At 37.1% G+C, this 13,883-nt stretch carries 13 protein-coding genes; all 13 read left to right on the forward strand.

What is annotated here, in order from left to right:
- Positions 1 to 85: 85 nt before the first annotated feature.
- Positions 86 to 1,339, forward strand: a complete 1,254-nt coding sequence (locus CO726_RS02720) for a phage portal protein (protein ID WP_099683219.1) — start codon at positions 86 to 88, stop codon at positions 1,337 to 1,339.
- Entirely contained in the window at positions 1,326 to 2,036 is a 711-nt protein-coding gene (locus CO726_RS02725) for a head maturation protease, ClpP-related (RefSeq protein ID WP_099683220.1), read from the forward strand. The genes CO726_RS02720 and CO726_RS02725 overlap by 14 nt, the downstream gene beginning before the upstream one ends.
- A gap of 37 nt (positions 2,037 to 2,073) precedes the next feature.
- On the forward strand, positions 2,074 to 3,246 hold the full coding sequence (locus CO726_RS02730) for a phage major capsid protein (RefSeq protein ID WP_099683221.1): 1,173 nt from the start codon (positions 2,074 to 2,076) through the stop codon (positions 3,244 to 3,246).
- A gap of 20 nt (positions 3,247 to 3,266) precedes the next feature.
- Positions 3,267 to 3,554, forward strand: coding sequence for a head-tail connector protein (locus CO726_RS02735; RefSeq protein ID WP_099683222.1), 288 nt, complete (start codon positions 3,267 to 3,269; stop codon positions 3,552 to 3,554).
- Positions 3,541 to 3,864: a phage head closure protein gene (locus tag CO726_RS02740; protein ID WP_099683223.1), complete on the forward strand. Its 324-nt coding sequence runs from the start codon at positions 3,541 to 3,543 to the stop codon at positions 3,862 to 3,864. Before CO726_RS02735 ends, CO726_RS02740 begins: the two co-directional genes overlap by 14 nt.
- The gene (locus tag CO726_RS02745) at positions 3,857 to 4,294 is read left to right on the forward strand and encodes an HK97-gp10 family putative phage morphogenesis protein (RefSeq protein WP_099683224.1); all 438 of its coding nucleotides are present in this window, start codon (positions 3,857 to 3,859) and stop codon (positions 4,292 to 4,294) included. Before CO726_RS02740 ends, CO726_RS02745 begins: the two co-directional genes overlap by 8 nt.
- Positions 4,291 to 4,650 carry a tail completion protein gp17 gene (gene gp17 / locus CO726_RS02750; RefSeq protein WP_099683225.1) on the forward strand — a complete coding sequence of 120 codons (360 nt, stop codon included), beginning with the start codon at positions 4,291 to 4,293 and terminating at the stop codon, positions 4,648 to 4,650. The genes CO726_RS02745 and gp17 overlap by 4 nt, the downstream gene beginning before the upstream one ends.
- Complete coding sequence (locus tag CO726_RS02755; RefSeq protein ID WP_099683226.1) at positions 4,651 to 5,259, forward strand: major tail protein; 609 nt, start codon at positions 4,651 to 4,653, stop codon at positions 5,257 to 5,259.
- 50 nt (positions 5,260 to 5,309) lie between these two features.
- Positions 5,310 to 5,624, forward strand: coding sequence for a phage tail assembly chaperone G (gpG, locus tag CO726_RS02760; protein ID WP_099683227.1), 315 nt, complete (start codon positions 5,310 to 5,312; stop codon positions 5,622 to 5,624).
- Between the two features lie 29 nt (positions 5,625 to 5,653).
- Positions 5,654 to 5,830: a hypothetical protein gene (locus CO726_RS31680; protein ID WP_000344045.1), complete on the forward strand. Its 177-nt coding sequence runs from the start codon at positions 5,654 to 5,656 to the stop codon at positions 5,828 to 5,830.
- Positions 5,831 to 5,845: 15 nt separating this feature from the next.
- Entirely contained in the window at positions 5,846 to 9,697 is a 3,852-nt protein-coding gene (locus CO726_RS02765; RefSeq protein ID WP_099683228.1) for a phage tail tape measure protein, read from the forward strand.
- 14 nt (positions 9,698 to 9,711) lie between these two features.
- Positions 9,712 to 11,202 (forward strand): distal tail protein Dit, encoded by a 1,491-nt coding sequence (locus tag CO726_RS02770; RefSeq protein ID WP_099683229.1) that lies wholly within the window; start codon positions 9,712 to 9,714, stop codon positions 11,200 to 11,202.
- The coding region (locus CO726_RS02775; protein ID WP_099683230.1) for a phage tail spike protein at positions 11,199 to 13,883 on the forward strand (2,685 nt) is incomplete at its 3' end. The genes CO726_RS02770 and CO726_RS02775, both read left to right, overlap by 4 nt.

Raw genomic sequence — 13,883 nt, forward strand, 5'->3', positions numbered from 1 at the left:
CCGATTTATGGATGGTATCTGTTAGGGATTATTCTCATAATGCTGGGGGTGGTAATGATCAGAAGATAGAAGGGAGGTGAAACATTTGATTTTTCGGCAATTATTTAGAAATCAGGATACGACCGATTTAAAAAATCCTTCTCCTTGGTTTAAAAGTTTATTTGGATATCAAGCCGCAAGTGGGGAAAAGGTAACAGTTGAATCATCTTTAGGTGTCCCAACGGTTTATCGGTGTATTAACATCCTTGCAAATAGTGTTGCAATGCTTCCTTTTCAAACGTTTAAAAAGACAGCAAAAGGAAGAGAACGGGATAAGGCACATCAAGTGTCTTTTGTTCTAGAAAGAAGACCAAATCCTTATCAAAGCCCATTCAAATTCAAACATTTAATTGAAACACACCGTAATACATGGGGAAATGCCTACATTAATATTCATTGGGGTGTGGATGGCAGACCAAAGGAATTATGGGCATTGAATCCAGCTGTAACAACTCCAACTGTGGATCTAAAGACTAATAAGTTATGGTATTTCACTAGTCTTCCAGATGGTACACCTGTAAAAATACCTGATGATGACATAATTCATCTTACTACATTGTCTACTGACGGTTTAAAGGGGAAACCACCTATTCAGATTGCAAGAGAATCTATAGGCAGCTCACAAGCAGCGCAAAAATTTAAAGGTAAATTCTTTACAAATGGAGCGGCACATAGTGGGATATTAAAAACCCAACAAGCACTTGGAAAAGAAGCGAAGGATGTACTTCGTGATGCTTGGGAAGAAGCAAATACAGGGTTAAATAATGCTCAAAGAATAGCAATTTTAGATGCTGGACTAGAATTTGAAAAGGTTGGGATGCCTTTAAAAGATGCTCAATTTATTGAAGGTATGAAATTCGATAAAGGTGAGATTGCAAATATCTTTAATATTCCTTTGCACATGATTAATGAATTAGATCGTGCTACTTTCTCCAATATTGAACAACAAGCGCTGGATTTTATTCAAAATACATTGAGTCCAATTCTTATTCAATATGAGGAAGAGTTTTCTTATAAAGCATTTTCATTTAACGAGCAAAAACGATATTACTTAAAGTTTAATCTAACAAGTTTATTACGTGCTGATTCAAAATCAAGAGCAGAATTCTACAAAATTATGCTAGATGCTGGTGCTTTCTCAATCAATAAAGTGCTAGAACTAGAGGATATGGATGGGATTGGGGACTACGGTGATAAACATCGTGTTGATTTAAACCATGTATCTATTGAAATTGCAGATGAATATCAATTAGCGAAAGCTAATGGAGGGACGCTACAGAAGGGAGGTGAGGACGATTAAAGACGTATTTACTATTAAAAATCAAACGGAATCATCAGCAGATCTATTTATCTATGGTGATATTGTAAATAATACTGGTTGGAAGTGGGATGATTCAGATGTTATGCCGGATGATGTGAAGAATATTTTAGGACAGCTAGATGATAAAAGTAACTTAAATATCTATGTAAATAGCGGTGGTGGTTCTGTATTCGCTGGTTTAGCTATTTATAATATGCTGAAGCGCAATAAAGCGCAAAAAACTGTTTATGTGGACGGTGTTGCAGCATCTATTGCTTCTGTTATTGCTTTAGCTGGTGATCGTGTTGTTGTTCCTTCTAATGCTTTTTTAATGATTCATAAACCATGGACTGTTAGTAGAGGAAATGCAAATGTCCTTCGTAAAATGGCAGAGGACTTGGATAACCTTGAGTCTGGAATTATGAATGTATACAAGGAAAACTTGAAAGAAGGCATCGAGATTGAAGTAATTCAACAATTAGTAGATGCTGAGACTTGGTTAAGTGGAGAAGAAGCTGAAAAATACTTCAATATTGAAGTTGTGGAAGCAAAAGAAGTTGCAGCGTGTATGAGTGATTACTTTGATAAATATCAAAAAACACCTAATAAAGTAGTAGCAAAAGTTCCTTCTATTCCAAGGAAGGATAATAATGAACAATTAAAAATTCAAAATGCACTAGACCTGTTAGAACTATAGGTCTATTTTTTGTGCCAATATAAGGAGGAAATACCGAATGGATAAACGCGAACAAGAATTACGTCAAAAAGTTGCTGACTTAAAAGCGAAAGCAGAAGAGTTTAATAATAGCGGTAAATATGAAGAGGCAAAGGCAAAAATCGAGGAAGCAAGAAACGCAAAAAATGAATTAGATAATTATTTAGCAATGAAGCAAATTCAAGTTCCTGAGCCTGTAAACTCACAAGCAGGAGTATTATCTCCAGCACCAGTTAAAAATGAAGATCCATCATACAAAGACGTATTTATGAAAGCTATTCGTGGTCAAAGTTTAAGTCATGAAGAAGCAAGTGTTATGCAGGAATATAAAGCGGCTTTATCTGAGAATACAGGTAAAGATGGCGGTTATATTGTTCCGGAAGATATTACTACAACTATTAATCAGTTAAAACAAACGGTTGATAGCTTAGAACAATATGTAAATGTACAACCTGTCACAACAAATAAAGGGGCTCGCACATTAGAAAAGCGTGCGGCATCAACACCATTTGCTCCATTATCTGAGTATGGTAAGCCGAATGCAATGCAAGAAATTGCTTCTCCTGAATTTGATCGTTTATCTTATGCTATCGAAGATTATGCAGGATTCTTGCCAGTACCAAATGATTTATTAGATGATACAGATCAAGCTTTAGAAGAATATTTACGCCAATGGATCGCTAAGAAATCTATTGCTACTCGTAACTATCTAATTTTACAAGAACTCAACAAATTGACAAAGGTTGATTTTAAGGATTATAAAGGCATTAAAACAGCGTTAAATGTTACATTAGATCCGGCATTTGCAGCTGGAGCTAATATTTTCACTAACCAAGATGGATTCAATTATTTAGATCAATTAGAAGATAAAAATGGTCGTCCACTTCTTCAACCGGACCCAACAAATCCAACACGTAGTTTGTTGTCAGGAAAACCGGTTATTATTTTGTCCAATAAGACAATTGCTACAGATAAAGATGGGAAAGCACCATTCATTGTTGGTAATTTAAAAGAAGCCATTATTCTTTGGGATAGAAAACAATTATCTATCGATATGACTACAGAAGGTGGAAACGCTTGGAGAACAAACACTTCTGAATTCAGAGCAATCGAGCGTGAAGATGTTACGCCATGGGATACAGAAGCAGTTGTGTATGGACAAATTATTGTTACGCCTAAAACAGGAGCTTAATAAGGTAGGGGGTGTCCTTCTTGGTACTAACATTAGAGGAAGCGAAGAAGTATCTTCGTGTGGATGGTGATGAGGAGGACGACCTCATTACATCTTTCGTAATAGCAGCTGAAATATATATTAAAAATGCTACAAGTAAAAATGTGGACTTAAAAAGCGAGCTTGCTAAATTAGCGGCTCGTATTTTAATTGCTCATTGGCACGAAAACCGTGAAGCTGTTGGGAAAGCTGAACAATTAGAATTTAGTTTGCAGTCAATATTAGTTCAATTGCAATATTGTGGTGGTGATTCAAGTGAATCCAGGTAAATTAGATAAACGTCTTACGTTCCAAGTAATAGATGAGGATGCAAAGAGCCCAGACGGTGATCCAATAGAAGGTTATAAGGATCCTTTTACTGTATGGGGCTCTTTTACTTTCTTAAAGGGAAGAAAATACTTTGAAGCAGCGGCAGCTAATAGCGAAATCCAAGGCGAAACAGAAATTCGATATCGTGCTGATGTGAACGCTGATATGAAGATTAAGTATAAGAACGTAATTTATGACATTATTTCAGTTATTCCAACTGAAAAACACACGTTATCAATCATGTGGAAGCGTGGTGGAATGAATGGCTGATGGTGTTGATTTTTTAGGTTTTGATCGCTTGATATCTGAATTAGAGCAAATGGGGCTACGTGGGGAGAAGATTGAAGATAGAGCTCTCGCAGCAGGTGGTGAGCAAATTCGAAAAGCGATTGCAGAAAGAAGTGAACCAAGGAGTTCAAGTCCTAAGAAGTCATCAAAAAGTGAACCTTGGCGTACTGGTCAACATTTGCTTGATAATATACGGGTTACAAAGGCACGAATGGAAAATGGTGTGAAAACAATCAAGATTGGAATAGATAAAGCGGACCGTTCTCCATATTTCTATGGGAAGTTTTTAGAGTGGGGTACATCTAAAATGCCAGCACATCCATTTATAGAACCTGGTTTTAATGCTTCTAAAGCGGATGCGGTACGCGCTATGACAAACATCTTGAAGAATGAAATGGGGCTGGATTTATGATAAATTTACGCCCTGAAATTGTGCAAGCTCTTGAAAATAATCAGGAGCTTGTTTCTTTATTAGGTGGAAAACGTGTGTATTATCGTAAAGCCAAAAATGCTGAAGAGTTTCCACGTATTACGTTTTTCGAATTAGACAATAGGCCGGATGGATTTGCAGATAATGATGAAAGCGAAAGTGAAATCACATTTCAAATCGATATTTGGTCAAAAGGCAGTACAACAGCAATCCATCAAAAAGTGAATGAAATTATGAAAAGAGTGGGTTTCGCACGTTATGCGGTTGCCGATTTATATGAAGAGGATACACAAATTTTTCATTACGCGATGCGATTCGCGAAAGGAGTGGAGTTATAGATGGCTGGAGAAGTTATTAAAATTAGTTCGACTGTCGGTGTAGATAGCCTAGTTTATGCGGAGTCATTAAAAGATGATGCAACAGGTGTTGATTACAGTACGGTTAAAAAAATGGAAGGTGCAGTAAAGGTTAAAACATCTAAAAAAGTAGCTACCGAGATTATGTGGAGCGACAATAAAAAATCGGAAATTGCTGAGTCTGATGGTGAGGTTGAAGTTGAAATAGAAGTTCGAGGCCTGTCATTATCAACAAAGGCGGACATTGAAGGATTTCCAGAAGTAACAGATGGTGTATTAGATGAAAAACGAGTGGGAGAAAAGCCATATTTAGCAATTGGATGGCGCTTTTTAAAAGCTAACGGAAAATACCGATATGTTTGGTTATTAAAAGGGAAACTTTCTCAGGAAGAGGAAGAAGCTGAAACTAAAAAAGATAAGCCAAACTTCCAAACAACGAAATTAAAAGGTTCATTCATCGAACGTGATTTTGATGATAGAACTAAATTTACAGCGGATGAAGATGAACCTACGTTTACAAAAGCTATTGGAGATAATTGGTTTAAAAAGGTATATGAGAAACCTGTGGTTCAACCACCAGCAGGAAAGTAAGGGGGAGCAAAAGCTCTCTCTTTTTTTATTAAATTTAGGAGGGAAAAACTATGAAATTAACTTTAATGATTAATAAAGAAAAACAAACTTTTAATATGCCAGAATTTATTCCAGCCCGCCTTATTCGTCAGGCTCCTGAACTTGCTGAAATCCCAAATAATCCTGGCCCAGAAGATATGGATAAAATGGTTCAATTTGTGGTGAAAGTTTATGATGGTCAATTTACATTAGATCAGTATTGGGATGGTGTTGATGCTCGTAAATTCTTATCGACAACTTCAGATGTAATTAACGCAATTATAAATGAAACAGTGGAAGCAGCAGGGGGTAGTACTGGATCTGGAGAAGAAAACCCAAACGCGTAGAGGGAGGAGGGCTAACGTTCAGTGAGTTTATGGACGAGCTCTACCTCTCTTTATTACGTCAAGGGTATAAACATCATCATATCGATAATGAAATGGATATTTGGCATTATTTAAAGCTAAATCAAAAGAATCGTGAACAAGGTGATTCAAATAGGGAAAATGCAAGCTCTAATGAAATAGAAGTTCCGGCAGAAAACATTATTTAATGAGGGGGTGAGACTATGGCAAATGAAATGAATAATTTGGTCGTTAGGCTTTCCCTTGATAATGTAAACTTCCGACAAGGTATCGCGAATTCAGGACGTGCAGTCAGAACATTACAGAACGAATTAAAATCTGTAAGTACAGGTATGGGTGGTTTTGCTAACGCTAGTCAACAAACGCAAGCGAAAATGAATACACTCAGTAGGCTCATTGATGCGCAAAAAGAGAAAGTTAAAGCATTACGACAAGCCTATGATCAGAATAAGGCTAAATTAGGTGAAAATGATGCAGCAACCCAGCGATATGCTGCACAAGTTAATAAAGCTGTTGCGGATTTAAATAGATTTGAGAATGAACTTAAACAAGTGAATCGTCAGGCACAACAAACAGCACTAAATAAATTAAATAATTCATTGAAATCTTTACAAGCTGAATTCCAAGCGGTTACAACAGGGATGCATGGGTACACCAATGCTACTGAACAAACTCGAGCAAAAATTGATGTGCTATCTCGTATGGTAGATAAGCAAAAGGAGAAAATTAGGGAGCTTCAGTCAGCTTACAATCGCGCTAAAACAGAAGAAGGAGAAGCGAGTCAATCAGCGCAACGTTACGCAGAACAAATTCATAGAGCCACTGCTGAATTAAATCGATTTGAACAAGGATTACGTCAGTCAAATCATGAACTCGAGCAACAAGGAAATCGACTACTGAATTTCGGGAATCGTATGGAAACGTTGGGCAATCATTTGCAAAACGCAGGAAGTCAAATCGGTATTGTTTTTGGTGGAATGACGTATGCAATAGGGCGTGGTTTAAAGTCGGCAATTACAGAATCAATGAACTTTGAACAACAAATGGCCAATGTTAAGGCTGTATCTGGTTCTACTGGGGAAGAGATGAAGAAATTAAGTGAACTAGCTATCAACATGGGGGAAACAACGAAATACTCCAGTGTTCAAGCTGGTCAAGGGATCGAAGAATTAATTAAAGCTGGTGTTAGTTTAACGGATATTATTAATGGTGGATTAGAGGGAGCTCTTAATTTAGCGACAGCCGGTGAATTAGAGTTAGGAGAAGCGGCAGAGATTGCCTCTACTGCTCTAAATGCATTTAAAGCTGATCACCTTTCAGTTGCGGATGCAGCTAATATTCTATCAGGTGCGGCAAACGCATCGGCAACAGATGTACGTGAATTAAAATATGGTTTAGCGGCATCATCAGCAGTAGCAGCAGGGGCTGGAATGACGTTTAAAGATACAGCTACGACTCTTGCAGTGTTTGCTCAAAATGGTCTAAAGGGATCGGATGCAGGAACGTCTTTAAAAACAATGCTAATGCGTTTGAACCCTTCAACGAAAGAAGCATATAACAAAATGAGAGATTTAGGACTTATTACTTATAATGCGCAGGCTGGTTTTGATTTCTTAGTTAAAAACGGTATTCAACCAGCTTCCAGAAATGTAGGGGATATAGAAGTAGCTTTAGAACAATATGTAATGAAAACAGAAGGTGTAACGAAATGGAATGATAAATGTGATACAACATTTCGTGAATTAGCAACAAGTTCGGCATTCTTATCATCAAAATTCTACGATCAACAGGGGCATATTCAAAGTTTAGAAAACATTTCAGGTACACTTCATGAATCGATGAAAGATTTAACAGACCAACAACGAAGTATGGCTCTAGAAACATTATTTGGTTCCGATGCTGTACGTGGTGCGACTATCTTGTTTAAAGAAGGCGCCAAAGGTGTCAATGAGATGTGGGATTCCATGTCTAAAGTTACAGCAGCTGATGTTGCAGCCACCAAGATTGATACGTTAAAGGGACGTCTTACATTATTAGATTCAGCATTTTCTACAATGAAAAAAACAATTGGTGATGCACTAGCTCCTGTGGTTAGTGTTTTTGTTGCTGGTCTACAAAAGCTTGTAGATGGATTCAACTCTTTACCTGCTCCTGTACAAAAAGCAATAGCAATTACAGGTGGTATTGTTCTTGCTTTAACAGCTGTGGCTACAGCAATAGGTGTGGTTTTAGCAGCTTTTGGAATGATTGCTTCAGGAATTGGTTCTTTATCTCTTGCATTAGCATCAGTCGGTGGAATTGCTGGAATTGCGGCTGGAGCAGTTGGATTTTTAGGAAGTGCACTTGCCGTTTTAACAGGCCCAATTGGTCTAGTAGCAGCCGCTCTTATCGGGACTGGAGTTGTTGCATATAAAGCATATCAAAAAGCAACAGAAGACAGTATCGCTTCAGTAGATCGCTTTGCTACAAATACAGAAGGGAAAGTAAGTTCCTCCACAAAGAAAGTCCTTGGTGAGTATTTCAAGTTGTCTGATGGCATTAGACAAAAGTTAACTGAGATTAGATTGAATCATGAAGTAATAACAGAAGAACAGTCGCAGAAGTTGATTGGTCAATATGACAAATTAGCTAATACAATCATTGAAAAAACCAACGCAAGACAACAAAAAGAAATTGAAGGACTTAAAAAGTTCTTTGCTGATTCATATGTATTAACCGCTGAAGAAGAGAACAAACGAATCGAACAGTTAAATCAGCACTATGAACAAGAGAAGCTAAAAACACAAGAAAAAGAAAATAAAATTAAAGAAATTCTACAAACAGCCGCTAGGGAAAATAGAGAATTAACAACATCCGAACGCATCTCGTTACAAGCATTACAGGATGAAATGGACAGGGTTGCTGTTGAGCATATGTCTAAAAATCAAATGGAGCAAAAGGTTATTCTTGAAAATATGCGTGTGCAGGCTAGTGAAATTTCAGCTAGACAGGCAGCAGAAGTTGTAGAGAATAGCGCCAAAGCAAGGGATAAGGTTATTGAAGATGCGAAAAAGACTCGTGATGAAAAAATTGCAGAGGCAATTCGTCAGCGCGATGAAAATAAAACCATTACTGCTGATGAAGCGAACGCAATCATTGCCGAAGCGAAACGTCAGTATGATAGTACAGTTTCTACAGCAAGAGATAAACATAAGGAAATTGTGAGTGAAGCAAAAGCCCAAGCGGGTGAACATGCAAATCAAGTAGATTGGGAGACCGGACAAGTAAAATCGAAATATCAAGTTATGAAAGATGATGTTGTCCGAAAAATGAAAGAAATGTGGTCAGATGTTACTAACAAATATGAAGATATGAAAACCTCTGCAAGCAACAAGGTAGAAGAAATAAAAAATACAGTTTCAAGGAAATTTGAAGAAAAGAAAAAAGCTGTCGTTGATAAAATGAAGGAAATAAAGAGCGACATTGAAGAAAAATGGAATACAGTTGAAAAGTTTTTCAGTTCTATCAATTTACGTTCCATTGGTAAGTCAATTATAGAGGGACTTGGAAAAGGAATAGATGATGCTTCAGGAGGTCTATTTAGCAAGGCTGCTGGAATTGCAAACGATATTAAAAATACCATTTCTGGAGCACTAGAGATTAACAGTCCATCTAAAGTGATGATTCCAGTTGGTAGCGCGGTTCCAGAAGGTGTTGGAGTTGGTATGGATAAAGGGAAACGGTTTGTTGTGGATGCTGCAAAAAATGTAGTCGGAACTGTTAAGAAACAAATGGGGAATATGCCATCTGTTTTCGATTTTGGATTCCAAACGAATCAATATAGTATCCCACGTAATACATTTAGCGATTTCAACAGATATGCGCAACCGCAATTATCCAATAACAATTCACCTACGGCAAAAACAATGTTTCCAAATAAATCGGGTGGAGAACAAGAACTGAAATTAACTGTAAATATGACCAATGTTTTAGATGGAAAAGAGCTTGCAAACGGAAGTTACACCTATACTACAAAGCTTCAAGATCGTGAACAAAAAAGAAGAGCGGAATTTTAAGGGTGGTGAGCACGTTGGGAAAACTTAGTTTTACTTTTAATAATATTAGAAAAGATTATATTCAAATGCTAGTTGGAAGAAAGCGCCCTTCATGGGCTCCAGTAAAAAGAAGATTAGTAAGATTCCCTCATCGTGCAGGGGCTCTTTTACTTCATACAGAAACGGAGGAGCGTCGTATTGACGTTCCTCTTGTCATTAAAGCGGAAAAAGATATGGCAGATTTACAAAAGGTAAAAGAAGATTTAGCGGATTGGTTATATACAGAGCAACCCGCTGAGCTTGTTTTTGATGATGAATTAGACAGAACATATATAGCATTGATTGATGGGGCTGTAGACTTAGATGAAATAGTCAATAGAGGCAAGGGCATCATTACTTTTGTTTGTCCAATGCCATATAAATTAGGGAAAACAAATACTCACAAGTTTACTCAAGAGTGGTCTACTGAAACAACGTCCTATTTCACTAATAAGGGAAGTGTGGAAGCTCCAGCGTTAATTGAAATGACTGTAAAAAAACCAAGTACCTTTTTAGATGTATGGTTTGGAGAGTATCCGCATAATCGTGATTATTTCAGAATAGGATACCCTTTGACCGTGGAAGAAACCACAGTACAAGAACGAGAAAGGGTCATGTGGGATGAAATGGCTACTCCTATAGGATGGACACCTGTTACTGGACAATTCGAGGAGATGAAAGGGACAGGTAGTTTTAAGTCAAAAGATGGTCATGCACTATATTGTGAAGATTACGGAAAAGAGACAGGATTCTACGGCGCGATAGCCAAGAAAAACATTCCGGGTGGCCCATTACAAGATTTCGAAATGGAGGCATGGATGACTTTAAAGTCCAAGAACATTGGTGAAATGGGACGTGTTGAAGTTCTTCTTTTAGATGAGACGAGTAGTCTGGTGGCCCGCATCAATATGAATGATCTATATGCGACTGCTGAAATTACGAGAGCGCATATGAAAATTGGAAATAATGGAACACCCAATAGTATACGGAAATTAGTTGACACTAGTGGAGGGTATTCGACTACATTTAATCAATTTCGAGGGCGTTTACGTATCGCTAGGCGGGGTAAGGAGTGGTCTGTCTATGTCGCTAAATTTATAGATGGTACAGAAACAGATGGCGCTTCACTTGTAGAACGTTGGATAGATGAAACAGGAAATCCGATGACAGAACGTAAAATTGCACAAGTTATGATTGCGATTTGTAAGTGGGATAATCACCAGCCTATTAACGAAATGCAAATTGATGATTTAAAGATTTGGAAGGTAAACAAAGTTCCATCTAATACAAAACCATATATTTTCGATACTGGAGATAAAATTGTTATCGATACGGAAAAAAGTCTTGTCACAATCAATGGGAAGAATGCAATCAATATAAAAGAAATCTTTAGTAATTTTCCTATCATAATACGTGGTGACAATCGTATCGATATTATGCCGCCAGATGTAAATGCAACTGTAAGCTATAGGGAGAGATACAGATGAGAACACCAAGTGGGATTTTACATGTTGTGGATTTTAAAACAGATCAAATTGTTGCAGCCATCCAGCCGCAGGACTATTGGGATGACAAGCGGCATTGGGAACTTAAAAATAATGTTGATATGTTGGATTTCACTGCTTTTGACGGAACAGATTATTCAGCTACATTACAACAACAAAATCTTGTTTTAAAAGAAGTTCGCGACGGAAGGATTGTCCCATATGTTATTACAGAGATTGAGAACAATTCTGATAAACGATCTATTACCACATATGCTTCAGGGGCTTGGGTTCAAATTGCTAAATCAGGAGTTATAAAACCACAACGAATAGAGAGTAAGACGGTTAATGAGTTTATTGATATAGCACTCTTAGGTATGAAGTGGCAACGCGGAATTACTGAATACGCGGGATTTCATACGATGACCATTGACGAATTTATTGACCCGCTTACTTTTTTAAAGAAGATTGCATCTTTATTTAAACTGGAAATTCGGTATCGCGTCGAGGTTGAAGGGGCACAAATCATCGGTTGGTATGTAGATATGATTCAAAAAAGAGGGCGTGACACAGGTAAAGAAATTGAATTAGGTAAAGACCTAGTTGGCGTTACTCGTATTGAACACAGCCGCGATATTTGTACTGCTTTAGTTGGATTTGTAAAAGGTGAGGGCGATAAAGTAATCACTATCGAAAGCATGAATAAGGGTCTACCTTATATCGTAGACGCAGATGCGTTTCAAAGATGGAATGAACACGGCCAACATAAATTCGGTTTTTATACACCAGAAACAGAAGAATTAGACATGACTCCAAAACGTTTACTGACGCTTATGGAAATAGAGTTGAAAAAGCGTGTCAATTCCTCAGTCTCTTATGAAGTGGAAGCACAATCAATTGGTCGTATTTTCGGCCTAGAACATGAACTCATTAATGAAGGCGATACAATAAAAATTAAAGATACAGGGTTTACGCCAAAATTATATCTCGAAGCGCGAGTGATTGCTGGAGACGAGTCTTTTACAGACCCAACACAGGATAAATATGAATTCGGAGATTATCGTGAGATAGTGAATCAAAATGAAGAACTAAGAAAAATTTACAATCGTATTCTTAGTTCGCTTGGTAATAAACAAGAAATAATAGATCAGCTTGATAAATTAGTGAAAGATGCTAATGAAACAGCTAGTAATGCAAAGAAGGAGTCAGAAGCAGCAAAAGCACTAGCTGAAAAAGTACAAGAAAATATTAAAAATAATACCGTTGAAATTATAGAATCTAAGAATCCACCGACAACAGGGCTTAAACCTTATAAAACGCTCTGGCGTGATATTAGTAATGGAAAGCCTGGTATTTTAAAAATATGGACAGGTGAAGCTTGGGAATCGGTTGTACCAGATGTTGAATCAGTAAAAAAAGAAACACTCAATCAGGTTAATAAAGATATTGAGACCACAAAAATAGAGTTAAATCAAAAGGTTCAAGAGGCACAGAATCAAGCTACAGGACAGTTTAACGAGGTGAAGGAAAGCTTACAAGGTGTTAGTCGCACAATTTCTGATGTGCAAAACGAACAAGGTAATATTAATAAAAAAGTGACTCAAATAGAACAAACTTCAGATGGATTTAAAACTTCTATCGAAACGTTAACGAAAAAAGATACTGAAATTAGCAATAAATTAAATACAGTTGAATCAACTGTAGAAGGTACAAAAAAGACGATATCTGATGTACAACAAACAACAAGTGAACTAAAGAAAACAACTACTGAAATAGAAGAAAAAGCTGGGAAAATCAGTGAGAAGTTAACAAGTGTAGAAACAAAGGTTAATAGTGATAAAGCTGGTGGACGTAATCTTTTATTAAAATCAAATGTTAAATATGAAAAAACAGACTATCTAATCAATCAATATTCTCTAACTGAAAATTTCTTTGCGGGTGAGGAATATACCTTTGTAATTAAAGGGAGTGTTCCGCAAGGGCAGAAATTTGGAATTTGGCAGAATGGCGGGTCTAGCAATGTTGGATATGCAACAAGTATTTACGCTAATGGAATAACTTATGTAACCTTCAAAGCTGTTGCGGCTACAAGTGGAAATGAACGAAAGTTAAGCTTATATAACTATCCGAGTAGTACTACGAAATCTATTGTGGAATGGGTTGCCTTGTATAAAGGGAATAAGCCGCAGGATTGGACGTCACCGCCCGAAGAGCAGATAACAACAGATGAATTCACCAAGAAAACAATAGAGATTGAAAAAAGTGTGGATGGCGTAAAAAACACTGTAACCAATGTTCAAAATAGCCAAGCTGGATTCGAAAAGCGTATGACTACAGTAGAGCAAACAGCAAGCGGATTATCTTCTACAGTTAGTAATTTAAACAATGTAGTATCAGATCAAGGAAAAAAACTTACTGAAGCAAATACAAAGCTTGAACAACAGGCAACAGCAATTGGAGCAAAAGTTGAGCTTAAACAAGTAGAAGATTATGTTGCTGGGTTTAAGATTCCAGAGCTGAAGCAAACGGTTAATCAGAATAAACAAGATTTATTAAATGAATTAGCCAACAAGCTTGCAACTGAGCAATTTAATCAAAAAATGACTCTAATCGATAACCGCTTTACTATCAACGAACAGGGAATCAATGCAGCAGCAAAAAAGACAGAAGTATATACGAAGACG

This window comes from Bacillus fungorum (genome assembly GCF_002746455.1).
GTDB classification, from domain to species: domain Bacteria; phylum Bacillota; class Bacilli; order Bacillales; family Bacillaceae_G; genus Bacillus_A; species Bacillus_A fungorum.